This is a genomic window from Xanthobacter variabilis (genome assembly GCF_043831965.2).
In the GTDB taxonomy this organism is placed as follows: Bacteria; Pseudomonadota; Alphaproteobacteria; order Rhizobiales; family Xanthobacteraceae; genus Xanthobacter.
This window is the reverse complement of record NZ_CM195533.1, coordinates 728,987-754,592: the sequence shown is the minus strand read 5'-3', so window position 1 is coordinate 754,592 and position 25,606 is coordinate 728,987. Positions and strand designations below refer to the sequence as shown.

Below are 25,606 nucleotides of genomic sequence, written 5' to 3'. Positions count from 1 at the left end.
GCAATTTAAGGATGCGGCCGATGCGTGGCGCGCTCGGCGGTCCCCGTGTGCTGCTTCGCCGCCTCCGAGAGGTGATGGCGGAGCAGATCAGCGCGCAGGATCGTCTCGACAAGATCGTGGTGCTGATCGCCGCCAACATGGTCGCGGAGGTCTGCTCGGTCTACGTGCTGCGCGTCGATCAGACCCTGGAGCTGTACGCGACCGAGGGTCTGAACCGCGACGCCGTTCACCAGACCGTTCTGAGCGTGGATGAGGGCCTCGTCGGCCATGTGGCGCGGGAGGCCGAATCCCTGGCCTTGTCCGACGCTCAGGCCCATCCCGAATTCTCGTATCGGCCGGAAACGGGGGAGGAGATCTACAACTCCTTCCTCGGCGTGCCGATCCTGCGGGCGGGCAACACGCTCGGCGTGCTGGTGGTGCAGAACCGGGCCCGGCGCACCTATACCGAAGAAGAGATCGAGGCGCTCCAGACCACGGCCATGGTGCTGGCGGAGATGATCGCCTCCGGCGAGCTCACCGCCCTTGCCCGTCCCGGCGCCGAGCCGGCGGTGCGCCGGCCGCTGCATTTGAAGGGCGTGGGCCTCGCCGATGCCCTGGGCCTCGGCCACGCGGTGCTGCATGAGCCGCGGGTGAAGGTGACCAACGTCATCGCCGATGACGTCCAGCGCGAAACCCACCGGCTTGACGCGGCCATCGGCAAGCTCAGGCACGCCATCGACAAGATGCTGGAGGATGACGGCCTCGCCAAATCGGGCGAGCACCGCGACATTCTCGAAGCCTATCGCATGTTCGCCCATGACCGGGGCTGGATGCACAAGATGCGCGAGGCGGTGCTGTCGGGCCTCACCGCCGAGGGCGCCGTGGAGCGCGTGCAGTCGGACACCCGCGCCCGCATGATGCGCGCCTCCGACCCCTATCTGCGCGAGCGCCTGCACGATTTGGACGATCTCGCCAACCGGCTGCTGCGCGAGCTGCTCGGGCATGCGCCGGGGCCGGATCGGGATTCCCTGCCGGAAAACGCCATTCTCGTCGCCCGCAACATGAGCCCGGCGGCGCTGCTCGATTACGACCGCACCCGCATCCGCGGCCTCGTTCTCGAAGAGGGCGGCACCACCAGCCATGTCACCATCGTGGCCCGCGCGCTCGGCATCGCCGCCGTGGGGCAGGTGGACAACATCACCGGCCTTGCCGATTCCGGCGATCCGATGATCGTGGACGGGCAGGCGGGCGAAGTGCATCTGCGCCCGCCCGGCGACGTGGAGGAGGCCTATGCCGAGAAGGTGCGGTTCCGCGCCCGCCGGCAGGCCCAGTATGCGGCCCTGCGCACCCGCCCCTCGGTCACCAAGGATGGGGTGCACATCGCCCTTCACCTGAATGCCGGCCTGGTGGTGGACCTGCCCCACATCGCCGAAACCGGGGCGGCGGGCATCGGCCTGTTCCGCACCGAGCTTCAGTTCATGATCGCCTCGGCCTTCCCGCGCATTTCCGAGCAGCTGAAGCTCTATCGCGCGGTGCTGGATGCCGCCGGCGAGCGGCCCGTCACCTTCCGCACCCTCGATATCGGCGGCGACAAGGTGCTGCCCTATATGCGCACGGTGGAGGAGGAGAACCCGGCACTTGGTTGGCGCGCCATCCGCCTGGGCCTCGACCGGCCGGGCCTGCTGCGCAGCCAGGTGCGCGCGCTGCTGCGCGCCGGCGCCGGGCGGGACCTGCGCCTGATGTTCCCCATGGTGGCGGCGGTGGAGGAATTCGATTCCGCCCGCGCCATCGTGGAGCGCGAATTGACCCACCTGCGCAAGCACGGCCATGGCCTGCCGGAGCGGGTGTTCGTGGGCGCCATGGTGGAGGTGCCCTCGCTCCTGTTCCAGCTCGACGAGATCCTGACGCGCGCGGACTTCCTCTCCGTGGGGTCCAACGATCTGGTGCAGTTCCTGTTCGCCGCGGATCGCTCCAATGTGCGGGTGGCGGATCGCTTCGACCCGCTGTCGCCGCCCGCGTTGCGCGCCTTCCGCATGGTGGCGGAGGCGGGCGCCCGCGCCGGCAAGCCCATCACCCTGTGTGGCGAACTGGCCTCTCGGCCGCTGGAAGCCATCGCCCTCGCGGCGCTGGGATACCGCTCTTTGTCCCTATCGCCGGCTGCGGTGGGGCCCGTGAAAGCGGCGCTGCTGGAGTTGGATGTCGGCGCCGCACGCAAGGTGCTGCTGCCACTTCTGGAGGATCGCACCGGCATCGCCCATATCCGCGATGCGCTGCGCACCTTCGCCGAGACCACGGGCGTGCCTCTTTAGCGCTCATCTGAAGGGGCGCCGCTTTTCGGGGCCGGGTTGGTTCCGGCGCACGCGAGGCAGCGCCGGGGGACCTGCGCCGCCACCCCGCTTTCCCGCCATCGTGTGCTCGGCGGACCTGTCCTCGGTTTGATTTTTCTCAGTTCCGCCCGCAAAACCGATTTCTCTTTCCGCAGGAATTGCCCGCGCCCGCCATGTCCTCCGCCCTGCCCCTCGCCAAGCTCGACCAGCTGGTCGCGCGCCATGCCGAAATCGAAGCCGCCCTCGCCCATGGGGCGGAGGGGGATGAATATGTGCGGCTCGGCCGGGAGTTCGCGGACCTTTCCCCGGTGGTGGAGCAGGTCCAGGCGCTGAAAGGCGCGGAGCGCGACCTTGAGGGCGCCCGCGAGCTGCTGGCCGATGCCGCCTCCGATCCGGAGATGAAGGCGCTGGCCGAAAGCGAGGTGGAACGGCTGGAAGCGCGGATCGAGGAGCTCACCCACGAGGTGCGCCTGGCCCTGCTGCCCAAGGACGCCATGGATGAGCGCGGTGTTATCCTTGAAGTCCGCGCCGGCACGGGTGGCGACGAGGCGGCGCTGTTCGCGGGCGACCTCTACCGCATGTACTCCCGCTATGCCGCCGAGCACGGCTGGAGCGTGGAGGTGCTCTCCGAGAGTGAGGGCACCATGGGCGGCTACAAGGAAATCGTCGCCGCCTTGCACGGCCGCGGCGCCTATGCGCGGCTGAAGTTCGAGAGCGGCGTGCACCGGGTGCAGCGCGTGCCGGAAACGGAGAGCGGCGGGCGCATCCACACTTCGGCGGCCACCGTCGCCGTGCTGCCCGAGGCGGAGGACGTGGACGTGGACATCAACGAGGCGGATCTGCGCATCGACGTGTTCCGCGCCCAGGGCGCCGGCGGCCAGCATGTGAACAAGACCGAGAGCGCGGTGCGCATCACCCATCTGCCGACGAACACCGTGGTGATGGTTCAGGACGAGCGTTCCCAGCACCGCAACAAGGCGCGCGCCATGGCCCTGCTGCGCTCGCGCCTGCTGGACGAGGAGCGCACCCGCGCCGCCGCCGGCCGCGCCGCCGAGCGCAAGGGGCAGGTGGGCTCCGGCGACCGGTCGGAGCGCATCCGCACCTACAATTTTCCGCAGGGCCGCGTCACCGACCACCGCATCAACCTCACCCTCTACAAGCTGGAAGAGGTGATGGCGGGAACAGCCCTTGACGAAATTATCAACGCCTTGTTGACCGAGCACCACGCCGCGCTGCTGGCGGCGGCCGACGAAGCGTGAAATAGTTCTAAAGTACCACTGCAGCCTTCGCCATGAGGCGCCATGGGTGGGGCCTCCCGTTCCGAGTTCGCGCACCATGATTGCTGATCCGCCCTTCACGGTCACCGCCTTCTGCCGGCAGATGGCGGCTGAGCTGACGGTTTCCGGCGTCGAGTCGCCGGAGCTGGAGGCGCGGATTCTGCTTGCCCATGCCCTGCAATGCGACCGTGCCGCGCTGCTGGCCCAGGGCAATGATCTGGTGACCCCGACCGCGGCGCGGGCGGCGACCGGCCTGCTGCTGCGGCGCATTTCCGGAGAGCCGGTGGCGCGGATTCTCGGCCATCGTGAGTTCTGGAGCCTCGATTTCCTGCTGTCTCCGGACACGCTCGTTCCCCGGCCCGACACCGAAACCGTGGTGGAGGAGGCGCTCGGCCTGTTTCCGGATCCACGCGCGCCCTTGCGCATTCTCGATCTGGGCACCGGCTCGGGCGCCATTCTCGCCGCCTTGCTGCGGGAGCGGCCGGCGGCCTTTGGGGTGGGGGTGGACCGGGCCGAGGGCGCCGCGCGCACCGCGCGCGACAATCTGGCGCGCGCGCAGGTTGCCGATCGCGGCGTGGTGCTCGTGGGGGACTGGGGCGCGAGCCTCGCCGGCGGCTTCGATCTTGTGGTCTCCAATCCGCCCTACATCATTCATCAGGCCATGTCCGGGTTGCCGCGGGAGGTGCGCCTGCATGACCCGGTGCTGGCGCTGGATGGGGGCGAGGACGGTCTCGGCGCCTACCGGGCCATTGCATCCGATCTTCCGCGCCTGCTGGCGCCCGGCGGCGCGGCCGTATTCGAGCTCGGCGCGGGTCAGGAGGCGGATGTCGCGGCCATCGCCCGCGCGCACGGATTGCTGGTGCCCGAACCGGCGCGGCGCGATCTCGCCGGCATCCCGCGGGCCCTCACTCTGCGCCGGTCCTAGGCGCCTGCTGCGACCAAGGGCGCAGGAATAGGGACGAAAAAATTCACTTGGAACAAGGGCCGGAACTGGTTAGTGTCGAATCCAGGAATCGAACCGCGGCACCCGGATGGCGGGTGCTGGCTTCCGAACACTCAAAAGCAGTTTCGGGCGCTTGGGGTGGCTCTGTAGGGTGGCGCGCAGACGTGCAGCGCTCCGGCAGGCTTCTGGCGGAAGATTGTTTCATGAAGTCGCCGTCTTGGTTTGGTGGCCGGGCGGAGTCGGTTTGGGCGTCTGCGTGGGATCCATGCGGAATGGGGCTCGTTGAGCGGACGGAAGCCGAAACCTTAAACTCGTAATTGAGTGCGGGCACCCGATGCAGGCGGGGCTCGATGAAGAAGACGTTCATCACCTGCAGTGAAAGATGCGGACGCTGCCGCCGATTTTCGAACTCCACGATTGTCGGACACACCTGGATCAAAGCATCCACGGTGACGCGCGCCGATTACAACGGCGGTTTTCACGCCGCGCGAGTAGAGAACGATCCAGATGAGAAATGGTCAGCAGAAGCGCATGCGCGGCCGCAACAACCGCCGCAGCTCTAATCCCCTGACGCGGGTCTACGAGTCCAACGGCCCCGACGTGAAGGTGCGCGGCACCGCTCACCACATCGCCGAAAAGTATCAGCAGCTTGCGCGCGACGCGCAGTCTTCCGGTGACCCGGTGGCGGCGGAAAACTATCTGCAGCATGCGGAACATTATCTGCGCCTGATCGCCTCTCTGCAGGGCCAGTTCACACCCCAACTCGGCTTCGATCGCGACGACGGGATGGACGACGAGGAGATGGACGACGTGGGTGCGCTGGACGCGCCTCAGCCCTATGCCCGCCAGGAGCAGCAGCCCTATCCGCGCGAGGCGCGTGAAGGGCGTGAGGCCCGCGAGCCGCGTGAACCGCGCGAGCCGCGAGAGGCGCGGGAGGGTCGTGAGCCCCGCGAGGGTCGTGAGCCGCGCGAACCCCGCGAGCCGCGTGGTGAAGGACGGAGCAGCCGCGAGGGACGCTCCAGCAATTACCGGCGCAACCGGGACGAGGAGGGGGCGAGCCGCGCCCCCCGCGAGGAGAGCGGCGAGGCTGCGGCCTACGCACCCGCTCCGCGCAGTTCCCGCTCGGCGCGTTCGTCCGAGGCCGCCGAGGCGCCGCGCGCGCCCCGGGCTGAGCGTGTGGACGATGAGCAGGATATCGGCCTGCCCGCTTTCATCACCGGCACGCCGGCCATCACCAAGGAGCGTGCTGAGCCCAAGGCTGAGGCCGAGGCACCGGCCGCAGCCGATGATGCCGGCGAGGGCGCCGAGGGCCGTGTGACCCGCCGCCGCCGCCGCTTCCGCACCCGCGCGGAGCGCGCGGAGGACGCTGAGGCGGGGGCGGGCGAGGCGCCCGCCCCCGAGCAGCAGGCCCTTTTCGGGGAGTGACAAGGGAGCCCGCCGAAACGGCGCGGCGCCACCGAAACGCAACGTTTCATGCCCGGGGTTTCGCCCCGGGCATTTTTATTTGAGTGCCCGCAGCTCATGCCCGGCGGATGGCCTGCGCGCGTTACCGCGGGTGTGCAAGGTCATCGGCGGGGGTCGCCCCCGTGGCGCGCTCGCGCGCGTGGGGCTCGGCCGGAGGCGCCCGCCGGGGCGGGCCGCGAGGGGGAGGAGAGGGCGGGGACCGGGCTTCAATTGAGGCGCGTTCTGCACGCGAACAGGTCTCCACCTTGAGTGAAACGGCGCCAGGACACCGGGTCGCCCGTCGCATCGGAGCGAATGGCCGAGGTTCTGAAAATCCGAGATCGGGTGCACTCCTGGCAAAGAGGTGAGCCAGGGAGCGCTCCCTTTCCGGACCTCGGGGACAGCCCGCGCAGCGCGGGGCGGGCGCTGAGGTGGTCGAGGCGTTTCGGCTTGCGGGCTTTCCGGAGCCCAGCCTGCCAGCTCGGTGTCGGGTCGACCTGTCCGACATCTCGCGCGCCGTCCTCAGGGGCGGAGGATGAAGCCGCAGTGGGAGGAGAAACCCCGCGGTTTGACGAAACTGGCCACGCGCGGAGCCGGTCGGTGGAGCCAACCCGGGGCGCTCGGGGCTTTGCCGTCGAAGGGAGGCGAGGGCCCGGCGTCGGCGTCGATCGCGGGCGGCGTCGGCGCGGAGCAGGCACCCCTGCGGGCCTTTTGCGAAGGTGAAATTGAACAGGCCGGCGCGCTCGCTGCGCGGTCTGGCCGGTGCCGCGTGAGAGAGTGCCGTTTCAGGCCTGCGGGGCGCGGGCCGGGGACCTCGTGGTCGATCGGCCCCGGCTCCCGGCGGGTTGGCCGGTCGGGGGCCGTCGCCCGACTGTTGCCCGGCGCTCCTCAGGGACAAACCGGAGCCGCGTCGCGGCTCAGAGCCGGCGCAGGCTCACCTCGGCGACCTCGTGATCGCCGGCCTTGCGCAAGATGAGGTCCGCGCGCTGGCGGGTGGGCAGGATATTGTCCTTGAGGTTGGGCATGTTGATGGTGCGCCAAATGGACAGCGCCCGCTCCCGCGCCCCCTCTTCCGTCAGCTTCGAATAGCGGTGGAAGTAGGAGAGGGGGTCGAGGAAGGCGGTGGAGCGCAGCCGCATGAAGCGGTCCACGTACCAGTCCTCCAGAACGTCTTCCTCGGCATCGATATAGAGGGAGAAATCGAAGAAGTCGGAGACGAAGGGGATGGCCTTGCCGTCCTTGGGTGGACGGGTGGTCTGCAGCACGTTCAGCCCCTCGACGATGAGGATGTCGGGGCGGTCGACCTCCACCACCTGGTCCGGCATCACGTCATAGAAGAAGTGGGAATAGAGCGGCGCGCGCACGCGGCGGCGGCCGGCCTTGATGTCGGTGAGGAAGCGCAGCAGCGCCGGCAGGTCGTAGCTTTCCGGAAAGCCCTTCTTCTCCATCAGCCCTTCGCGCTTCAGCACCGCATTGGGGTAGAGGAAGCCGTCGGTGGTCACCAGATCCACCTTGGGGGTGTTGGGCCAGCGGGCCAGCAGGGCCTGCAGCACGCGGGCGGTGGTGGACTTGCCCACGGCCACGGAGCCGGCGATGCCGATGATGTAGGGCATCTTGCCCTCGCCCTCGCGCTCCCCGTCCTTCTGGTCGAGGAAGTAACTCATGGCGCGGAAGAGCTTCTGCGTCGCCGCCACATAGAGCGAGAGCAGGCGCGACAGAGGCAGATAGATTTCCGCCACCTCGGCGATGGAGAGGTGGGCGTTGAGGCCTTCCAGCCGCGCGATCTCGTCGGGGCGCAGCGTCATGGGCGTATCGCGTCGCAGTGACGCCCATTCGTCACGCGAGAAGGTGCGATAGGGAGAGAGGCTGGAGTCGATCCGGCGGTCCATCCTGGTGCCCCCGCTTCGGTCCTAGCTCTTCGCCCGGCTGGCTTTTTCGGCAAGGCCGGACTGGCCCGTGCGCCGGCCAAGCTCGGCATGGATCTCGCTGAGCGCGATGCCGCGCGCCTTCAGCACCACCATGAGATGGTAGAGGAGATCCGATGTCTCGGAAACGACCTCCTCACGCGGGCCGGACACGGCGGCGATCACCGTTTCCACCGCCTCCTCGCCCAGCTTCTGGGCGCACTTGGCAATGCCCTTGTCGAGCAGGGAGCGGGTGTAGGACGCGCTCGCTTCCGCCTCGGCGCGGGCGGCGATGGTGCTCTCGAGATCCGCGAGGGTGAAGGTCTCGCCGGCGGTGGTGTCACTGGTGGCGGTTTCGCTCATGGGGCACCCGATTGTTCGCCGCGCCGCGCGCGGACGGGTGGAAGGAGGCGCGATTCGTGCGGGCGCGACGGCGCTCACACATCCAGGCGCACCGGCAGGCCGGCCTCCGCCAGCCGTTCCTTGGCCTGGCGGATGGTGAAGGTGCCGAAATGGAAGATGGAGGCGGCCAGCACCGCCGAGGCCCCGCCTTCGCGGATGCCGTCCACCAGGTGGTCGAGGGTGCCCACGCCGCCGGAGGCGATCACCGGCACATGCACCGCGTCCGATACAGCGCGGGTCAGCGCGCAGTCGAAGCCCTGGCCGGTGCCGTCGCGGTCCATGGAGGTCAGCAGGATCTCGCCAGCCCCCAGGTCCACCACTTCGCGGGCATATTGGATGGCATCGATGCCGGTGGGCTTGCGCCCGCCATGGGTGAAGATCTCCCAGCGGTTGTCCTCGCCGGGGGCACTCACCTTTTTGGCGTCGATGGCGACCACGATGCACTGCTCGCCGAACTTTTCGGCCGCCTCGCCCACGAAGGCGCGGCGGTTCACGGCGGCGGTGTTGATGGAAACCTTGTCCGCGCCCGCGTGGAGCAGGGTGCGTACGTCTTCCACCGTGCGCACGCCGCCGCCCACGGTGAGGGGCATGAAGCATTGCTCGGCGGTGCGGCGCACTACGTCGAGAATGGTGCCCCGGTTCTCATGGCTGGCGGTGATGTCGAGGAAGGTCAGCTCGTCGGCGCCGGCGGCGTCATAGGCGCGGGCGGCCTCCACCGGGTCCCCGGCGTCGCGCAGGTCCACGAACTGGACACCCTTCACCACGCGGCCGTCCTTCACGTCGAGGCAGGGAATGACGCGGACTTTCAGCATGGCACACCTATCGTCCGGCCACCAGGGCCAGCGCCTCGCGCGGGTCAAGCCGGCCATCATAGAGGGCGCGGCCGGTAATGGCGCCCTCAAGCTTGGCGGCGCGCGGCGCCAGCAGGTCCTCGATATCCTTCAGCGAGGCCAGCCCGCCGGAGGCGATGACGGGGATGGACACCGCGTCCGCGAGGGCGATGGTGGCATCGAGATTGAGGCCCTTCAGCAGGCCATCGCGGGCGATGTCCGTGTAGATGATGGCGGAAACGCCCGCATCCTCGAACCGCCTGGCGATGTCCACGGCGGGCAGGTCCGAGGTCTCGGCCCAGCCCTGCACCGCCACGCGCCCGTCGCGCGCGTCGAGCCCCACGGCCACGCGGCCGGGATGGGCCTTGGCGGCGGCCTTCACGAAGTCCGGGTCACGCACGGCGGCGGTGCCCAGGATGACGCGGTTGATGCCCTTTTCCAGCCAGGTTTCCACGGTGGCCATGTCGCGGATGCCGCCACCGAGCTGCACCGGGATGGAGACGGTCTCCAGGATGCGCTCCACCGCGGCGGCGTTCACCGGCTTGCCGGCGAAGGCGCCGTTGAGGTCCACCAGATGGAGATAGCGGAAGCCGAGGGTTTCGAACTCCGCCGCCTGGGAGGCGGGGTCGTGGTTGAACACGGTGGCGCGCGCCATGTCGCCCTGTTCGAGGCGAACGGCGAGGCCGTCCTTCAGATCAATGGCCGGAAAAAGGATCACGGATGCCACTTCAGGAAGTTCGCGAGCAGCGCCAGGCCCAGGGTCTGGCTCTTCTCGGGGTGGAACTGGGTGCCGGCCACGTTGTCGCGTGCGACCATGGCGGTGATGGTGCCGCCATAATCGGTGGTGGCCACAAGGTCGAGCCCCTCGGCCGGCTTCATGTGATAGGAATGCACGAAATAGGCGTTGAGCCCGCTTTCCCCGGTGCGGATGCCGGCGAGCAGCGGGTGCTCGCGCGCCGGGTTCAGCGTGTTCCAGCCCATGTGCGGGATCTTCAGGTGCGGATCCGACGGCGCGATGCGGATCACCTCGCCCTTGATCCAGCCCAGCCCCTCGGTGACCTTGTGCTCAAGGCCCCGCTCCGCCAGCAGCTGGGCGCCGACGCAGATGCCGAGGAAGGGCCGGCCCTTCTGCTGCACCGCCTCGGTCATGGCTTCCACCATGCCGGGCACGGCGTCGAGCCCCGCGCGGCAATCGGCGAAGGCGCCGACGCCGGGCAGCACCACGCGGTCGGCGCTGCGCACCACGTCCGGGTCGCTGGTGACGACGACGGTCTCATGGCCCACGCTCTGGGCGGCGCGCTCCATGGCCTTGGCGGCCGAGTGCAGGTTGCCGGAATTGTAATCGATGATGGCGACGGTCATGGAACCTCAATTCCCCGGAAAGGCGCCGATGACGGACGGGCCGTGAACCCCGGCGGGCGCCATGGGCGCGCGCTCCCGGCGCGGGGCGAGCGCTTCCGGCGCGGCCGGGCGACGCGGCGTCCAGGTGGAGAAGAAGCGCTGTTCGGCGATATCGCGATTGGGCGCGATCACCGCCCCTTCCTCCACATAGCCCTGGCGGACGAGCTTGCGCGCCCGCAGCGCGGGCAGCTCCAGGGCCACGAGCAGGTTGAAGCCGATCATCACCACTTCCACGCTCGCGTTTGGCACGCCGGAGGCCTGAAGGGCGAGGCCCACCAGCACCGACACCGCCACATAGGCCGCCAGCACCAGCCACAGCCGGTTATAGATCAGGACCAGAGGGGCAAACAAAAAGGCGAGCCAGGAAAAGGCCTCGCGCACGAACACCACGCGCCCTTCCGGCGCCGCCGCCGTGTCTGCGGGGCGGGTGCGGGAGAAGACCGAGAAGGTCGCCATGGGGTGCTCCCGTCCGTTCCTTCAGCTTCCGAGCGCGCCCTTGGTGGAGGGGATTTCCCCCGCCGAGGCCGGATCGATGGCCACTGCCGCGCGCAGCACCCGGGCGAGCCCCTTGAAGCAGCTCTCCGAGATATGGTGCGCGTTGAGACCATAGAGCGTCTCCACGTGCAGCGTCACCCCGGCATTCATGGTGAAGGCCTGGAAGAACTCGCGCACCAGCTCCGTGTCGAACTCACCGATCTTGGCGACCGGGAATTCGGTGCGGAACACCAGGAAGGGCCGGCCGGAAATGTCGATGGCGACCCGGGTCAGCGTTTCGTCCATGGGCAGAAGGCAATCGGCGTAGCGGGTGATGCCGCGCAGGTCGCCCAGCGCCCGCTTCACCGCCTGGCCGAGCACGATGCCCACGTCTTCCGTGGTGTGGTGGAAATCGATGTGGAGATCACCCACCGCCTTGATGGTGAGATCGAAGCGGGCATGACGGGCGATGGCATCCAGCATATGGTCCAGGAACCCGATGCCGGTGGAGATGTCGGATTTCCCCGTTCCGTCGAGATCGACGGAAACAGAGATTTTCGTCTCCTTCGTCTCACGAACGATGTCTGCCTTGCGCATGATCGCCTCTGGACCACCTTCAGGAGGCCGTTGGGACCCCTCCAAGGCAGCGGGTTCTAGCAGCATCCCTGCTGCAACGCCATATGGCGTTGCGATGACACCGTCGCGAGTTGGGGCCGATTGCACCGGTTCGCCGCCGAAGATTGGATTGTAGCCAACGGGAAACGCAATGCCGACCGCTTCCAATGACGGAATTGTGCTGGATTATCAGGTGACCGGCGAGGGGCCGGCTCTCCTTCTCCTCTCCGGCCTCTCGGCCCAGCGAGCGTTCTGGGGCCTGGTCCGGCCGCGGCTCGCGGGCTTCACGCTCATCGAATTCGACCCTCGCGACATCGGCAAGAGCAGCCTTGCCCAGGGGCCCTACACGGTCGCCGACATGGCGCGCGACGCGCTGGCGGTGCTGGATGCGGCGGGCATCGGCAGCGCCCATGTGATCGGCCATTCCATGGGCGGCGCTATCGCCCAGGAGCTCGCCATCATGGCGCCGCAGCGGGTGGGGCGCATGGTGCTGGCCAACAGCTTCGCGCGGCATGATCTCTATAGCCGGCAGATCATGCAGCTTTTGGGCGATCTTCGGCGACAGCTCGACGATGAATTGGTGTTCGGCGCCGCCCTCACCAGCTTTGTCATCGGCGAGCACATGCTGAGGCGCAACGCCCTTTACGATTTCGTCCAGGCTGCGCTCGATGCGGGCCTCACCCAGCCCAAGGCCGCCTTCCTGCGCCAGCTCGAGGCCTGCGTCGCGGCCGATACGCTGGACCGGCTCCATGCCATCCGGGTGCCCACCCTGGTGCTTTATGCCGACGGTGACCGCCTGTTCTCCCCCGCCATGGCGCGGGAGCTGGTGCTCGGGCTGCCGGGGGTGGCGGACCTCGACGAGCTCGCGGACAGCGGCCATTGTCCCATGGTGGAGCAGCCGGAAGCCTTTGCCGACGTGGTGCGGCGCTTCCTCGCCGCGGATTGAGGGGCGCGCCTTTTCCTGCCCCCTTTGCGCTCACGCATTGCGCACGGCGCGGAACGGCATAAGTAAGCCCCAGGCGGAGCCCACCCGGTGGTGCTCCACGCCAGGAAGTCATGCGCCGCGCCCAACGCCCCGCCGGGGGCAGGCGCGGCCCGAGCGGAGCGCTTGATGCATTCGTCCCCGGATACCATTTACGGCACCACCATTGTTTCCATCCGCAAGGGCAGCCGGGTCGCCATCGCCGGTGACGGGCAGGTGACGCTGGGCAATACGGTGCTGAAGGCCAATGCGCGCAAGGTGCGGCGCCTGGGGCGGGGGGATGTGATCGGCGGTTTCGCCGGAGCCACCGCCGACGCCTTCACCCTGTTCGAGCGCCTGGAAGGCAAGCTGGAGCAGTATCCCGGTCAGCTCCAGCGCGCCGCCGTGGAACTGGCCAAGGACTGGCGCACGGATCGCTATCTGCGCCGGCTGGAAGCCATGATGATCGTGGCCGACGCCACCGTGACGCTGGTGCTCACCGGCACCGGCGACGTGCTGGAACCGGAGGCGGGCATCGCCGCCATCGGCTCGGGCGGGTCCTATGCGCTGGCCGCCGCCCGCGCTTTGGTGGACCACCAGGACGATCCGGAAGCCATCGCCCGCCGCGCGCTGGAGATCGCCGCCGACATCTGCATCTACACCAACCGCAACGTCACCGTGGAGACCATCGGCGCCTGAGGGCCGCCGGGTTTCGCGCGCGCTCAGCCCCGCGCACGGATGCAACACCGCCAGGATACCAGACCCGCATGAGCAGCGACTTTTCCCCCCGCGAGATCGTCTCCGAGCTCGACCGCCACATCGTCGGCCAGGCGAACGCCAAGCGCGCGGTGGCTATCGCCCTGCGCAACCGCTGGCGCCGGCTGAAGCTGGACGACAAGCTGCGTGAGGAGGTGCTGCCCAAGAACATCCTCATGATCGGTCCCACCGGCGTCGGCAAGACCGAGATTTCCCGCCGCCTGGCCAAGCTGGCGGGCGCGCCCTTCCTCAAGGTGGAGGCCACCAAGTTCACGGAAGTGGGCTATGTGGGCCGCGACGTGGAGCAGATCGTGCGCGACCTCCTGGAGGTCGGCATCGCTTTGGTGCGCGAGGCCAAGCGCAAGGACGTGCAGGCCAAGGCCCATCTCGCCGCTGAGGGCCGCGTGCTCGACGCCTTGGTGGGTGCCAACGCTTCCCCCGCCACCCGTGACGCCTTCAGGAAGCGCTTGCGCGCCGGCGAGCTGGACGACAAGGAAGTGGAGATCGAGCTGCAGGCGGGCGGCGGTGGCATGCCCTTGTTCGAGATTCCCGGAATGCCGGGCGCGCAGATGGGCGCCATCTCGCTGGGCGACATGCTGGGCAAGGCCTTTGGCGGTCGCGCCAAGCCCCGCCGCGTGACGGTGAAGGAGGCCCATCCCCTTCTTCTCACGGAGGAGGCCGACAAGCTCATCGACCAGGATGCCACCGTGCAGGACGCCATCCATGCGGTGGAAAATAACGGCATCGTGTTCCTGGACGAGATCGACAAGATCGCCGGCCGGGAGGGTCGCTCGGGCGCCGACGTCTCCCGCGAGGGCGTGCAGCGCGACCTGCTGCCGCTGATCGAGGGTACCACCGTGTCCACCAAGCATGGGCCGGTGAAGACGGACCACATCCTGTTCATCGCCTCCGGCGCCTTCCACGTCTCCAAGCCTTCGGATCTTCTGCCGGAGCTGCAGGGCCGCCTGCCCATCCGGGTGGAGCTGGAGGCGCTGACCCGGGCCGATTTCGTGCGCATCCTCACCGAGACCGAGGCGAGCCTCGTCAAGCAGTCGGTGGCCTTGATGGAGACCGAGGGCGTCAGCCTCACCATCACCGCCGACGCGGTGGAGGCCATCGCCGACGTGGCGGTGGAGGTGAATGCCAGCGTGGAGAATATCGGCGCCCGCCGGCTGCAGACGGTGGTGGAACGGGTGCTGGACGATCTCTCCTTCACCGCCCCCGACCGCTCCGGCGAGACGGTGCTGATCGATGCGGACTATGTGCGCTCGCGCGTGGCGGACCTCGCCAAGAATGCCGATCTCAGCCGCTTCATCCTCTGAGTATGTCTGGAGCCGGGGGCGTTTCCCCCGGCTGGCCGGGGCCGGTCAGCCGGCTTCGGCGGTGGCCATGATGCCGGTGATGGCCGGAATGACCTGGGTGCGCATCAGCCGCCCGTAGAACAGGGCGAAGTGCCCCGCCTGGGGCACCACCAGGCGGGCGCGGCGGCTGTCCGGCACGTTCACGCACAGCTCGTGGGCCGCCGCCGTCTGGCTGAGGGCGGAGATGTCGTCCTCCTCGCCCTCGATGGTGAGGAGCGCGGTGTCGCGCAGGGCCGCCGGGTCCACCCTGTGGCCGGCGACCGCGAGGCTGCCATGGGCCAGGGCGTTGGCCCGGAAGATGGTGGCCACATTCTCCATGAAGAATTCGCCGGGCACGTCCATCAGCGTCCAGCACAGCCGTGCCAGGGGGTAGCGGATGGGGTCCTCGCCCTCGTCGAAGGCGAGCTGGAAGGGCAGCCGCCCACCGGTGATGCTCTGGCGCCAGAGATAAAGGGCAAAGGTATCCGTTTGCCGCCATGCGGGAAAGACCCGCCGTCCCCAGCCGGGAAAGCGCTCGGGCACGGTCTCGATGATCTGCTTTTCCAGTGCGTCCAGGGAGCGGTCCTGAAGCATCCGCCACAGCCGGGTCGGGTTGCGCGAGGGGTCGATGGGCCCGCCCATGAGGGTGAGGCTGGCTGGCGCGAGCCCTTCATCGGCCAGCAGCAGGGAACTCACCAGCGCCGGCACCGTGCCCTGGCACACGCCCACCACATGGGTGGTGGTGCCGTCTTCCATCAGCGCCCGCACCATCTGGGCGGTCTCGATGCAATTGTCGGCGAAGCCGAAGGGGCCGGCGGAAACCGGCACGTAGCGCGCATCGGGCCAATCGGTGATGGCGACCTCGTCGGCCACCGCCAGCAGCGACACCACCAGATCGCGCATGAGGAAGGGAAAGCCCCCCGCCATGGGCGCCACCACCAGCACGCGCCGGCCGGTCGCGGGCGGTGCCCCCGGTCCCGCGCGCCTGAAGCTGCGCAGCAGGCCATAGGGCAGGTGGCCGCGAATGCTCTCCTCAATGCCGAAGTCCGCTTCGGTCAGACAGACATGGCTGATACCGAGCGGACGGAACGCGTCCTCATCGAGGCGCCGGCGGAGATCCGGCGCGCCGGGCGTGAGAGGACGATGGTCGTCGAACCACATGACCCACTCCTAACGCAGCTTGCCCGATGCTAGCAGGGGACAAGCCTGCGCCGCGAGGGGGTGAGATGTCCAACCTGAGGATGTATCTCAGGATGGAGGGCCGAACAGCACCGAAAGCCGTGCCCGGATGCCCCGTGCGACCCAGGCATCCTTCAGCATCGGCGCCCAGCCCACCACCACGATGGCCAGCGGATGAGTGGCCCGCGCACCGCCGGCGAGGCCGAACACCAGCGATTCCCCTGCGGGTGTGGGCGCGAACGTGCCCAACAGGCGGTCGAACACGATCAGCACCCCGCCAAAATTGCGATCGAGGCAGGAGGGGTTGGCCGCGTGGTGCACCAGATGGTGGCGGGGCGTGTTCAACACCCACTCCAGCGGCCCCAGATGCGGCGGGTGGGCGAGGTGCAGGAAGAATTGGTAGGTGAGGTTCAGCCCCAGCATGCCGAACACCGCCAGTGGCGGAAACCCCAGCAGCACCAGGGGCAGGTAGAACAGGAGGCCCCCGGTGAGCGGCCCGCCCCAGGCCAGGCGCACCGCCGCCGTGAGATTGATGCGGCTGGAGGAGTGGTGCACCGCATGGCTCGCCCACAGCCAGCGCACCCGGTGCATGGCGCGGTGATGGACGTAATAGGTGAAGTCAACTGCCACGAACAGCAGCGCGGCCATCAGCGGCCCGTTGATGGACAGGTCGAGCAGCCGGTATTCCGCGACCAGCATCACCGGCCCCGCCACCAGTCCGGCCGTGAGCACGCCGATGACCTTATTGCCTGCCGCCACCACCAGGGAGGCGGCGGATTCCGACCCATCGTGCGCGTGCGCGCCCTGAAGGCGGAGCCAGGCGAACTCGCCGCCCATGAGCAGCAGCGCGAGAGCAGCGAAGGTGAGCCCGGCGCCCGGCGTCGCGCCCTGAAGCGTGGTGAAGAGGCCCATCATGTCATCCCTTCCCGGCACCTGCCGCGTCTGGCCCCACCGCTCCTGGCCCCACCGCGCCACAAGTAGCCGCTTTCGCGGCGATCGGGCGTCGAGAAGGGGCGCGGGGGGTCTCCCCGGCCCCTCGCGGGCGAGAAGCTGGGCCGGGGCCGGTCGACCTTATTGCTTGGCCTGCGCGGCGGCGGCGATGGCGGCCTTGCAGGCCGCTGAGACTTGGTCCGACTTTTCCATCAGGCAGGCCTTGATGCGGCCGCCGCCGGGCTGGATGCCACCGCACAGGGTCTTCACATCGGCCCCGCAGGCCTTCTGCAGGTCGGCCAGCGACTGCGCGAAGGCGGGAGCGGACATGAGAAGGGCGGAGCCGGTGAGAAGCGCGGCCAGCGCGCGGACGGGGGCACGGGTGAAGGCGGACATGGCTAGTCTCCTATGATGACAATGGCGGATGCGGGGACCATGGCCCCCTTGGGTGGCCGCGGCCCGGATGCGGCGGTACCTGCGGGCACTCCCGCGTTCTGCGGAAGCGGGAGTGCTCTAGAGGTTTGATTTCACGCAGGGGCCTTGCACCCGCGTCGCGCGAAGGCGCTCCGGGGCGAGCTGAATGTCAGGGCACCGCTTGAGGCCGGCGCTCTCCCGCCAAGGTGCCCGCGGTTGCCCCCTGGTGGGGAGGGCGAAGCGTTTGGAGCGCAGGCCCACAAGCGTGGCGAGCGGCAATGCCGGGGACAGAGCCAAAGCCGCTCCGCCGTCAGGGCCAACGGTGCGCGGGTCTCGCCCGGACGCGGGAACGGGCTCCGGACGTCCTTGTTGCTCCGGTGCCGATCGACCCTAGCGGCTGACGCTTACCGAGCCGGAGCGGGTGACGCTGCCGCCGGCGGGGCCGGTGGTGGTGCGCCCATAGCTGAGGGAGGAATTGCCGCTGGCGGACACGGAGCCGGTGCGGGACGCGCCATAGCCCTGGGGCCCGGTGACACTGGCGCTGCGCGAGCAGGTGCCGCCGGCGCAGCCCCCAGAGGCGCTGGCGGTGGTCATGCCCCGCGCGGTGGTGACGGAGCCGGAGCGCTCCCAGGCCCCGGCCGGCGCGATGGCCCAGAGGCTCGCGGCCGCGGTGATGAATGCGGACAGCATGATGGGCTTCATGTGAAAATCTCCTTCGCAGCGCGCCCCGAGGGGGCTTCCCAGGCCGGGCCCGTCGCGATGGCGGGAGAGTGGGCGGTAGCCTTTGCCCGCGAATTGCACGGCGGGCCGCTGGCGTAACGTTTTGTAACGGGCGCGTCGCCGTGCATTGATGCCGGGCCGGATCACCGCGAAAGTGGGGCCATGCCGCTGCAACGCACCATCCTCCTGGTGGAGGACGACCGCGAGATTCGCTCGCTTCTGGCCGATTTCCTCGGACGCGAGGGCTTCGGCGTGCTCGCCGCCGAGGACGGCGTCACCATGGACCGACTGCTTCATTCGGCCCGGCCGGACCTGGTGGTGCTGGATCTGATGCTGCCGGGGGAGGATGGCCTGTCCATCTGCCGGCGCCTGCGGGCGCGGAGCAGCCTGCCCATCCTCATGCTCACCGCCAAGGGCGACGACGTGGACCGCATCGTGGGCCTGGAGATGGGCGCGGACGACTATCTGCCGAAGCCGTTCAATCCACGCGAGCTGCTGGCCCGCATCCGCGCCGTCCTGCGGCGGACAGAAACACAGGGCGCCCCGGAGCCCACCCGCCGTCTCGCCTTCGCCGGCTTTGTGGCGGACCTGGATGCCCGCGGCCTCACCCACGCCGATGGCGTGGTGGAGCTGACCTCGGCCGAGTTCGAGCTGCTCGCCTGCTTCCTGGAACGGCCCAAGCGGGTGCTGTCCCGCGACCAGCTTCTGGATTGGACGCGCGGGCGCACCGCCGACCCGTTCGACCGCACCATCGACGTCTCCGTGAGCCGCCTGCGGCGCAAGCTCTCGACGGTGGATGGGGAGGCGGGCGGCTTCATCAAGACCGTGCGCAATGGCGGCTATCTGTTCGCCCTGGACGTGCGCGTGCTGTGATGGGGCCGCATCGTTTTGGCATCGCCGCGCGGCTAGCGCTGATCGTGGTGGGCGCGCTGGCGCTGGTGCAGCTGCTGATGGTGGCGGCCTACATGGTGGAGCGCAGCCGCGCCATGAATGGCCAGGTCACCATCGTCCCGCTCATGGGGCAGATCGCCGCCGTGGCGCGGGCGGCGGAGGAGATCGCGCCCGCCCAGCGGGAACTGGCTCTGGAGGCCGCCACCAGCACCGGCTTTTCGCCACGCTACCTGGCCGAGGTGCCGCACATGCGCACCACGGCGGTGCTGGCGCCCCTGGCCCAGCGGCTGCGAAACCTTCTGGGCGGCGATCCGCAACGGCAGGTCATGATCAGCCTGCTCACCTCCCCCCGCCTGGGCGAGCAGCCGGTGGAGCGCCTGAGCGATCTTTCCGGCGCGCGGCTGCGTGTGGTGGTGGCGCTGCGCCAGGGTGGCTTTCTGGAGGTGACGGCGGGCGGCGACCTGGTGGTGCGCCTGCTTGGCCTGCCGGTGGGCATGCTGGCCGGGGTGCTTGGCTTCCTGGTGGCGTTCGTGGCCCTGCTGGCGGTGCGGCGGGAGGTGCGCCCCCTCACCGATCTCGCGGCGGCGGTGGAGCGGTTCGGCGCCGACCTGGAGCCCAAGGAGGTCGTCGAGCGTGGCGCACCGGAGGTGCGCGCCGTGACGCGGGCGGTGAACGCCATGCAGGCGCGCATTTCCGAGCTGGTGCGCAACCGCACCCTCGTGCTCGGCGCCATCAGCCACGACCTGAAGACCTACATCACCCGCCTGCGGCTGCGGCTGGAGCTGATGGAGCCGGACGCGCAGGTGGCTAAGGCCAAGACCGACGTGGAAGACATGCAGGCGCTGGTGAATGACGCGCTATCCTATGCGCGGGCCGCCTTCGCCGGGGCGGGCGCCGAGCCGGTGGACCTCTCGCCCCTGGCACGGGCCGAGCTGGACGCGCGCCTTGCCCAGGGCGCGGCCATGACGCTCGCGGGGGCCGGCGGGCCCCATCTGGTGCTGGGAACGCCGGGCGCGCTGGCGCGGGTGCTGGCGAACCTGGTGGGGAATGCCCTGGCCTATGGCGGCCGCGCCGATGTGAGCCTGGCGCCGCGCGGCGCCAGTGTGGAGCTCATCGTCGAGGACCGCGGACCCGGCATTCCGCAGGCGGCGCGCGAGGCGGTGTTCGAGCCCTTCTTCCGCCTGGAGCCCTCCCGCAACAGGGAGCGCGGCGGCGCCGGCCTCGGCCTCACCATCGTGCGCCAGATCGTGGAGGCCCACGGCGGACGCATCGAGATCGCGGATCGCGCCGGCGGCGGCGCGCGGGTGATCGTGGCACTGCCCCGCCTCGACAGCGGGCCGGCGGGCGGCGTGCCCGGCGGGGACCTTGCCGGGCGCGGCTGAAGCAGGCGGCGCATGGCGGTGCCGGATGAGCGGGTGCCGGCAGGATGGGCGTTCGGCTGTGGACGTGGCCTGCGTCGCTGCGCGGCCTCGCGTGGTTGAAGCGGGAAGCCCATGGCGCAGCCGAGGGGCGGGCGTCTCCAAGATGGCTGCTCGGCGGCGGACGCGGCCTTTGTCCCTATCGGTCCGCGCCGGATGTTTCCCCGTCGCCGCGTGGTGCGGCGCCCCTGGGCCCGGACGGCCCCTTTTGGAAGGGCGATTCGTCCTGGTGGCTGGCGCGAAGGGTGGGGCTGTGGCGCAGGGGACTGGCGGTCAGGCGCGCTTGGGCCAAGCGGCCCCGCAGGGAATGCGCGCGCAGTGGCTGCCCGCAACGTGGTTCGGCGCCCCTGGGTCCGGACGGCCCCTTTTGGAAGGGCGATTCGTCCTGGTGGATGGCGCGAAGGGTGGGGCTGTGGCGCAGGGGACTGGCGGTCAGGCGCGCTTGGGCCAAGCGGCCCCGCAGGGAATGCGCGCGCAGTGGCTGCCCGCAACTGCGGCCGTATCAGCTTTTCATGGATCCGCTGAGGCCCGCTATCCCTTTGTTTCGACGCGCGTCCTTCAAGCACCCGGGCAACCGTTTCGGCCGCGAAGGGGCATCCGGCGAACGGACCTTGCGCGCGCCCGTCATGCCAGGGCCCGTCCGCGACGGAGCCTGGGACGGGCGGTGGGAGAGGGGCGCGGCGCGCCCCCTCCGTGTGGTGGCGCTCAGCGGCGCATCTGCTCGAGGAGGGCGACGTCTGGATAGCCATCGGGCAGGAGGCCGCGGCGCACCTGATAATCCTGGATGGCGCTCTTGGTCTTCTGGCCCAGAATGCCGTCCACGTTGCCGATGTCGTAGCCCATCTGGGAGAGGCGGCCCTGAATTTCCAGCCGCTCCGCCTTGGAGAGGCCGCGCTCTTCCTTCGGCCAGGCCTGGGCGAATTCGCCGCCGCCGCGCAGCCGGTCCGCCAAGTGGCCGATGGCGAGGGCATAGGCATCGGCCGGATTGTACTTCAGGATCGCGTTGAAATTGCCGAGCATCAGGAAAGCGGGGCCGTTGGCGCCCGCCGGCAGCAGCAGATAGGCCTGGTCCGAGGCGCGCGGAAAGCCCTTGCCGCCCGGCCGCGTCACGCCGAGGCTCGACCACTGGCCCAGCGACTGCTTGAAGGTGCGATTGACGTAGCGGTAGTCGAAGCCCTTGGGCAGCACCACCTCGTAGCCCCAGGCCTTGCCGAATTCCCAGCCGTCCAGCTTCAGGTTGTTGGCGGTGGAGGCGATGATGTCGGGGATGGAATCCACCACGTTGCGCTTGCCGTCGCGGTCGAAGTCCACGGCGAAGCGCTGGAACGAGGTGGGCATGAACTGGGTGGGGCCGAACGCGCCCGCCCACGACCCTTTCAGGTGGTCATAGGGCACGTCGTCCTTGTCCAGGATCTGCAGGGTGGCGATGAACTCGTCGCGGAAATAGTCCTGCCGCCGGCCGATGCAGGAGAGGGTGGCGGTGGAAACCAGCACGTTGCGGCTGCCGATGCCCTTGGGGTCGCCATAGGTGGATTCGATGCCCCAGATGGCGGCCACCGCGTAGCGGTCCACGCCATAGGCGCGCTCCACCTGGTCGAAGATGGGCTTGTAGCGGGCCAGGATCTCCTTGCCCTTCTTCACCCGCCAGTCGCTCACCAGCATGGTGACATAGGCGCCGGTGGGCTTGGAGAATTCCGGCTGGCTGTCCAGGAAGTCCATGATCTTCATGTCGGGCTGGAGCGAGCTGGTGTAACGCTCGAAGGTCCGACGCGACACGCCCTTGGACTGGGCGAGCGGCCACATGGATGCGATGCAGTTGGGGAAGTTCGCCTGGGCCGCGGCAATGGCCTGGGGTGTCATTTCCGGATGGCCGCCGCCGCTCTGCTGCTGGGGCGCGGCAAAGCCGTTGAAGCCGCCGAAGATGGAGCCGGTGGTCTGCGCCTGGGCGCTTGCAGGCGTAATCAGACAAGCCGCCGCCAGGGCCAGGGCGGCGCCAAGCAGGCCCTTGACCGCGGCGCCCTCAGTGGTCGTGGAAGCCATATGGTGAACCCTCGTCGCATCTCGCGCCGCCATTGGCGGCCATTCGCGGCTTTTGCCGTTTCATCCCTACTGGGCGTCCAACCTGGTTGCGCCAAGGTTAACATGGGCCCGGAATTTGCGCCTTTTAGAGGGCGCGGACCGGTCGGAGCGGTGGTGGTCGTGGGATCGGCGCCAGATGTCTTCCGCAGCGTCATGGGGTTTGGCTGCGGTTAGGGAAACATCAACCATGAACTGCCAGATTTCGGCCTGCATTCTGATTGATAGCTGCGCGGCATTCATGTGCCCCAGGGGCTGCGGAGCCTCCAAAAAGTCAAGGCGGACTTCACGATATGCGTAAGCCCATTCGCAAGGCCATTCTGCCCGTGGCGGGCCTCGGCACCCGTTTCCTTCCGGCCACCAAGGCGGTGCCGAAGGAAATGCTGACCGTGGTGGACCGCCCCGTGGTCCAGCATGTGGTGGACGAGGCCCGGGCGGCGGGCATCGAGCACATCGTGTTCGTGACCGGGCGCAACAAGGCCGTGATCGAGGACCATTTCGACCGCCAGTTCGAGCTGGAGCGCACCCTGCAGGAGCGCGGCAAGACCAAGGAGCTGGAGCAGCTCGACCGCGATACCCCGAAGGCCGGAACCACCTCCTTCACCCGCCAGCAGCTGCCTCTCGGCCTGGGCCATGCGGTTTGGTGCGCGCGCGACCTCATCGGCGACGAGCCGTTCGCGCTGCTGCTGCCGGACATGCTGCACATGGCCAAGAACGGCAAGGGCTGCCTCGCCACCATGGTGGAGGCCTATAACGAGACCGGCGGCAACATGCTCTCGGTGTACGAAGTGCCCGACGACCAGACCCACCAATATGGCATCGTTGGCACTGGCGCCTCTCACGGCAAGGCCCAGGCCATCACGCAGATGGTGGAAAAGCCCAAGCCCGGCACCGCGCCGAGCAACCTTGCCATTTCCGGCCGCTACATCCTCCAGCCCACCATCTTCGACCTGCTCGCCAAGCAGGAGCGCGGCGCGGGCGGTGAAATCCAGCTCACCGACTCCATGCTGAAGCTGAAGGAGCAGGAGAATTTCTACGCCGTCACCTTCGACGGCGCCATCTATGACTGCGGCTCCAAGATCGGCTTCCTCATGGCCAATGTGGCCTATGCCCTCTCGCGGCCCGACATCGAAAGCGATTTCCGCGTCGCCCTGAAGCAGATGCTGGAGAGCAACTGACGGGGCGCGCCCGGGCGGCCGGCTGGCGTGGGGCGGCCTGCGCCGCCACCATTCCGGCACGTTTCCAGGCGAGAGCAGCAAAGCGAGCCGGCGTCGGGCGGAGAATCAGCAACGGTGAGGCAGGGGTGAGGATGGAGCGAACATGATGATGCGTTTCGCGCTGTTGGCCCTTGTGCTGACGATCGCCGCCGCGATGCCGCGCCCGGCATCCGCCCACCCGCACGTGTGGGTCACCATGCGCACCGAGCTCGTCTACGGGCCTGACGGCGACCTGACGGGGCTGCGCCAGGCCTGGACCTTCGACGAAGCCTTCACGGCCTTCGCGCTCCAGGGGCTCGAGAAGCAGAAGGACGGCACCTATGGCGACGACGTGCTGAAGCCGCTCGCCCAGGTGAACGTGGATTCGCTGAAGGAGTATGACTATTTCGTCACGGCCAAGTCGGCCACCGCGAAGCTCGCCTTCGATGATCCCATCGACTACTACCTGACCTATACCGACGACGCGCTGACCCTCCACTTCACGCTGCCTTTGAAGAAACCCTTCCCCGCCAAGGGAACGCTGACGGTGGATATCTACGACCCCACCTACTTCATCTCCTTCACCTTCGCCGAGAAGGATCCGGCCAAGATGGTGGGCGCCCCCGCGAGCTGCAGCATGAAGGTGGATTCGCCTGAACAGCAGAATTCGCCGCTCGACGAATCCTTCTTCGCGAAGCTGTCGGCCTCCAGCAATTACGGCGCCCAATATGCCGACAAGATCACGGTGAAGTGCCCGTGACGCCAAGCACCTGGATGGCTCCGGCCTCTGCTTCGGCCAAGTGGCTCGCCGGCGCCGTGCTGGTGGCGGTGAGCCTTGCGGCGTTCGCCTTGCTGGTGGCGCTTCTGTTCTTCCCCGATTTCGCTTTCGCCCAGTCCCTGGGACAGGCGGTGAGCCAGGGGGCGGCGCCCGGCGGCGCCCGGGCCACGCCGTTCGGGCTTGGGGGTGGGGTGCATCCGTCCGGCATCGGCGGCTACATCATCGCCCGACAGGCGGAATTCTATCGCGCCCTGGTGCAGGCCGTGCGGGCCGCCAAGACCGATGGCCACGGCGCGTTCTTCCTGGTGGGCCTCTCCTTCGCCTATGGCGTGTTCCACGCGGCCGGTCCCGGCCACGGCAAGGCGGTGATCTCCTCCTACCTGCTGGCAGATGGCGGCACCCTGCGCCGCGGCGCGCTCTTGTCGCTGGCGGCGGGCATGGTGCAGGCGGTGGCGGCCATCGCTTTCGTCGGCATCTTGGCGGTGCTGCTCGGAGCCACCGCGGTGTCCATGGCGCGGGCCATGAACGTGGTGGAAATTGCGGCCTATGGCGGCATCGCCCTGTTCGGGCTCTATCTCACCTTCACCAAGGGGCGGAGCCTGCTGCGCGCCCTGCGGGGCGAAGAGCCGCACGGCGCCGATTGCGGCTGTGGCGATGCTCATGCGCCCGACCCGGTGCTGGTCGCCAATGGCGGCTGGCGGCGGGCCCTGGTGGCGGTGGTCTCGGCCGGCGCGCGGCCCTGCTCCGGCGCGATCCTGGTGCTCACCTTCGCCCTCTCGCAGGGGGTGTTCATGAGCGGGGTGATGTCCGCCTTCGCGATGGGGCTGGGCACGGCCCTCACTGTCACCGGCATCGCCGCCCTAGCCGTGTACGGCAAGCGCTTCGCGGTCTGGCTGGCTGGCGGCGACGGGCGCTGGGGCAGCATCCTGCGCGGCGGGGTGGAACTGAGCGCCGCCGTGCTGGTCATGCTGTTCGGCCTTGCCCTGCTGACGGGCTACCTGGAAAGCGAGCGGCTGCTGCCGGGCTGACGCCCGCCACCCCGCCGCGCTCTGTGCCCACGCCGGGTCCGGTGCAGGGTTTCCCGTGCAGGGCCTCCCATGCGGGTTCCGATGCCTGAAAGCGTCCGATTCTTGCTGCGCTGCGGGGCGGTGGGCCCTTGCGCGTGCTGCGCCGCCGTTCTTTCCATCTTGCATTGCACTAAAATTCGTCATGCCCGTTTAGAGAGCAATTTCGTTGCGCCGGGAGCGGAAACAACGAAATTGCCGGGTGCGACACTCCGTGTCAGCCTAAAGTTGAACGGCTGAGGGCCGCCCATCTGGCCGCAGTCCGGAGCGATCCGGGCGGGGGCGGTG

25 protein-coding genes are annotated in these 25,606 nt (G+C 68.9%); 13 read left to right on the top strand and 12 right to left on the bottom strand.

Annotated elements, in window-relative coordinates; translation table 11 throughout:
* The first annotated feature begins 20 nt into the window (after window positions 1-20).
* The 5 genes from ptsP to V5F26_RS03295 all read left to right on the top strand — a co-directional run bounded on the left by ptsP (window position 21) and on the right by V5F26_RS03295 (window position 5,951).
* On the top strand, window positions 21-2,288 hold the full coding sequence (gene ptsP / locus V5F26_RS03315; RefSeq protein WP_234053201.1) for a phosphoenolpyruvate--protein phosphotransferase: 2,268 nt from the start codon (window positions 21-23) through the stop codon (window positions 2,286-2,288).
* A 191-nt stretch (window positions 2,289-2,479) separates the two neighbouring features.
* Window positions 2,480-3,565, top strand: coding sequence for a peptide chain release factor 1 (gene prfA / locus V5F26_RS03310; RefSeq protein ID WP_234053200.1), 1,086 nt, complete (start codon window positions 2,480-2,482; stop codon window positions 3,563-3,565).
* A 76-nt stretch (window positions 3,566-3,641) separates the two neighbouring features.
* Window positions 3,642-4,508: a peptide chain release factor N(5)-glutamine methyltransferase gene (gene prmC, locus V5F26_RS03305; RefSeq protein WP_394058101.1), complete on the top strand. Its 867-nt coding sequence runs from the start codon at window positions 3,642-3,644 to the stop codon at window positions 4,506-4,508.
* Window positions 4,509-4,876: 368 nt separating this feature from the next.
* Window positions 4,877-5,089 carry a hypothetical protein gene (locus V5F26_RS03300; protein ID WP_234053198.1) on the top strand — a complete coding sequence of 71 codons (213 nt, stop codon included), beginning with the start codon at window positions 4,877-4,879 and terminating at the stop codon, window positions 5,087-5,089.
* On the top strand, window positions 5,058-5,951 hold the full coding sequence (locus V5F26_RS03295; RefSeq protein ID WP_394947713.1) for a DUF4167 domain-containing protein: 894 nt from the start codon (window positions 5,058-5,060) through the stop codon (window positions 5,949-5,951). Before V5F26_RS03300 ends, V5F26_RS03295 begins: the two co-directional genes overlap by 32 nt.
* A 935-nt stretch (window positions 5,952-6,886) precedes the next feature.
* Here the strand turns inward: V5F26_RS03295 and coaA are convergent.
* From coaA to hisB, 7 genes are all read right to left on the bottom strand, one after another.
* Window positions 6,887-7,858 carry a type I pantothenate kinase gene (coaA, locus tag V5F26_RS03290; protein WP_394058097.1) on the bottom strand — a complete coding sequence of 324 codons (972 nt, stop codon included), beginning with the start codon at window positions 7,856-7,858 and terminating at the stop codon, window positions 6,887-6,889.
* Between the two features lie 21 nt (window positions 7,859-7,879).
* Window positions 7,880-8,236, bottom strand: a complete 357-nt coding sequence (locus V5F26_RS03285) for a phosphoribosyl-ATP diphosphatase (protein WP_394947712.1) — start codon at window positions 8,234-8,236, stop codon at window positions 7,880-7,882.
* 74 nt (window positions 8,237-8,310) lie between these two features.
* Window positions 8,311-9,087, bottom strand: a complete 777-nt coding sequence (gene hisF, locus V5F26_RS03280) for an imidazole glycerol phosphate synthase subunit HisF (RefSeq protein ID WP_394058095.1) — start codon at window positions 9,085-9,087, stop codon at window positions 8,311-8,313.
* A gap of 7 nt (window positions 9,088-9,094) precedes the next feature.
* Window positions 9,095-9,832 (bottom strand): 1-(5-phosphoribosyl)-5-[(5-phosphoribosylamino)methylideneamino]imidazole-4-carboxamide isomerase, encoded by a 738-nt coding sequence (gene hisA / locus V5F26_RS03275; RefSeq protein WP_234053193.1) that lies wholly within the window; start codon window positions 9,830-9,832, stop codon window positions 9,095-9,097.
* Window positions 9,820-10,467: an imidazole glycerol phosphate synthase subunit HisH gene (gene hisH, locus V5F26_RS03270; protein ID WP_394947711.1), complete on the bottom strand. Its 648-nt coding sequence runs from the start codon at window positions 10,465-10,467 to the stop codon at window positions 9,820-9,822. Before hisH ends, hisA begins: the two co-directional genes overlap by 13 nt.
* Before the next feature lie 6 nt (window positions 10,468-10,473).
* Window positions 10,474-10,962, bottom strand: a complete 489-nt coding sequence (locus tag V5F26_RS03265) for a DUF2628 domain-containing protein (protein WP_394058092.1) — start codon at window positions 10,960-10,962, stop codon at window positions 10,474-10,476.
* A 21-nt stretch (window positions 10,963-10,983) separates the two neighbouring features.
* Complete coding sequence (hisB, locus tag V5F26_RS03260; RefSeq protein ID WP_234053190.1) at window positions 10,984-11,577, bottom strand: imidazoleglycerol-phosphate dehydratase HisB; 594 nt, start codon at window positions 11,575-11,577, stop codon at window positions 10,984-10,986.
* Between the two features lie 169 nt (window positions 11,578-11,746).
* Between hisB and V5F26_RS03255 the strand changes: the two genes are divergently transcribed.
* From V5F26_RS03255 to hslU, 3 genes are all read left to right on the top strand, one after another.
* Window positions 11,747-12,541, top strand: a complete 795-nt coding sequence (locus tag V5F26_RS03255; RefSeq protein ID WP_394947710.1) for an alpha/beta fold hydrolase — start codon at window positions 11,747-11,749, stop codon at window positions 12,539-12,541.
* A gap of 165 nt (window positions 12,542-12,706) precedes the next feature.
* The gene (hslV, locus tag V5F26_RS03250; protein WP_234053188.1) at window positions 12,707-13,255 is read left to right on the top strand and encodes an ATP-dependent protease subunit HslV; all 549 of its coding nucleotides are present in this window, start codon (window positions 12,707-12,709) and stop codon (window positions 13,253-13,255) included.
* Between the two features lie 68 nt (window positions 13,256-13,323).
* Window positions 13,324-14,634 carry an ATP-dependent protease ATPase subunit HslU gene (hslU, locus tag V5F26_RS03245; protein WP_234053187.1) on the top strand — a complete coding sequence of 437 codons (1,311 nt, stop codon included), beginning with the start codon at window positions 13,324-13,326 and terminating at the stop codon, window positions 14,632-14,634.
* Window positions 14,635-14,679: 45 nt separating this feature from the next.
* On the opposite strand, the gene V5F26_RS03240 is transcribed toward hslU, so the two are convergent.
* From V5F26_RS03240 to V5F26_RS03225, 4 genes are all read right to left on the bottom strand, one after another.
* Complete coding sequence (locus tag V5F26_RS03240; protein WP_394058086.1) at window positions 14,680-15,813, bottom strand: hypothetical protein; 1,134 nt, start codon at window positions 15,811-15,813, stop codon at window positions 14,680-14,682.
* An 87-nt stretch (window positions 15,814-15,900) separates the two neighbouring features.
* The gene (locus V5F26_RS03235; protein WP_394947709.1) at window positions 15,901-16,746 is read right to left on the bottom strand and encodes a sterol desaturase family protein; all 846 of its coding nucleotides are present in this window, start codon (window positions 16,744-16,746) and stop codon (window positions 15,901-15,903) included.
* Window positions 16,747-16,902: 156 nt separating this feature from the next.
* Window positions 16,903-17,157: a cysteine rich repeat-containing protein gene (locus V5F26_RS03230; RefSeq protein WP_394947708.1), complete on the bottom strand. Its 255-nt coding sequence runs from the start codon at window positions 17,155-17,157 to the stop codon at window positions 16,903-16,905.
* 408 nt (window positions 17,158-17,565) lie between these two features.
* A complete protein-coding gene (locus tag V5F26_RS03225; protein WP_394947707.1) occupies window positions 17,566-17,877 on the bottom strand; it encodes a hypothetical protein in 312 nt (103 codons plus the stop codon).
* 180 nt (window positions 17,878-18,057) lie between these two features.
* On the opposite strand from V5F26_RS03225, the gene V5F26_RS03220 reads away from it, so the two are divergent.
* Window positions 18,058-18,768 (top strand): response regulator, encoded by a 711-nt coding sequence (locus V5F26_RS03220; protein WP_234053182.1) that lies wholly within the window; start codon window positions 18,058-18,060, stop codon window positions 18,766-18,768.
* A complete protein-coding gene (locus V5F26_RS03215) occupies window positions 18,768-20,168 on the top strand; it encodes an ATP-binding protein (protein ID WP_394947706.1) in 1,401 nt (466 codons plus the stop codon). Before V5F26_RS03220 ends, V5F26_RS03215 begins: the two co-directional genes overlap by 1 nt.
* A gap of 741 nt (window positions 20,169-20,909) precedes the next feature.
* Here the strand turns inward: V5F26_RS03215 and V5F26_RS03210 are convergent.
* Complete coding sequence (locus V5F26_RS03210) at window positions 20,910-22,244, bottom strand: lytic murein transglycosylase (protein WP_394058078.1); 1,335 nt, start codon at window positions 22,242-22,244, stop codon at window positions 20,910-20,912.
* 329 nt (window positions 22,245-22,573) lie between these two features.
* Here V5F26_RS03210 and galU point away from each other — a divergent pair, with 329 nt between their 5' ends.
* The 3 genes from galU (at window position 22,574) to V5F26_RS03195 (ending at window position 25,282) form a co-directional block, all read left to right on the top strand.
* On the top strand, window positions 22,574-23,458 hold the full coding sequence (gene galU / locus V5F26_RS03205) for a UTP--glucose-1-phosphate uridylyltransferase GalU (RefSeq protein WP_234053179.1): 885 nt from the start codon (window positions 22,574-22,576) through the stop codon (window positions 23,456-23,458).
* 142 nt (window positions 23,459-23,600) lie between these two features.
* Entirely contained in the window at window positions 23,601-24,236 is a 636-nt protein-coding gene (locus tag V5F26_RS03200) for a DUF1007 family protein (RefSeq protein ID WP_394058076.1), read from the top strand.
* A 14-nt stretch (window positions 24,237-24,250) separates the two neighbouring features.
* Window positions 24,251-25,282: a nickel/cobalt transporter gene (locus V5F26_RS03195; protein WP_394058074.1), complete on the top strand. Its 1,032-nt coding sequence runs from the start codon at window positions 24,251-24,253 to the stop codon at window positions 25,280-25,282.
* Window positions 25,283-25,606: the final 324 nt, after the last annotated feature.